The organism is Cellulomonas hominis (assembly GCF_005239125.1).
Classification (GTDB): Bacteria; Actinomycetota; Actinomycetes; order Actinomycetales; family Cellulomonadaceae; genus Cellulomonas; species Cellulomonas hominis_A.
Genome location: NZ_SZYE01000396.1, coordinates 1 through 543 on the forward strand (window position 1 = coordinate 1; position 543 = coordinate 543).

Annotated in this window: 1 protein-coding gene; it reads right to left on the bottom strand. The window is 82.9% G+C overall.

Features of this window, described 5'->3' with window-relative positions; translation table 11 throughout:
- Positions 1-543, bottom strand: a 543-nt coding sequence (locus tag FA014_RS20480) for a hypothetical protein (protein ID WP_442861502.1), incomplete at both ends; no start/stop codon positions are given.

The window sequence follows — 543 nt, forward strand, 5'->3', positions numbered from 1 at the left end:
AGCAGCGCGGCCGCCGCCAGCGCGACGCCGACCAGCCCCGCGGTCAGCACCGTCGCCCCCGCCACGGCGTGCTGGGTCGCGGTCGCCCCGACCGTCGCCGGCAACGAGGTCCGGACGACCGCCCGGTCCGCACGGCTCCCGAGCGCGTCCACGAGGGCCGGACGCAGCCGCGCGGCCCCGCGGGCGGCCTGCTCCAGCGCCGCGACCGAGGCACCGGCCGGCTCCGGGACGAGCGTGACGGTGACGGCGCCGACGCCGGTACCGGCCGCGGGCAGCGCGCCGGGCGCCACCACGAGCGGCCCGTACGCGGGCGACGACTTCCGGCCCGAGGTCCCGGGGCGCGGGTGGTCCGGGTCGACGCCGGCGCCGCCGAGCAGGTCCCGCCGCCACACCGGGGTCCCGGGATCGCCCCGGTGCAGCGGCTGGAAGACGCCGACCACCCGCACCGTCGTGCGCGCGGCGGCCGCCGGGGCGTCGGGCGACGGGGCGAGGTCGAGCGTGTCGCCGGGCGCGAGGCCCAGGGCCGCGGCGGTGGCGGCCGGG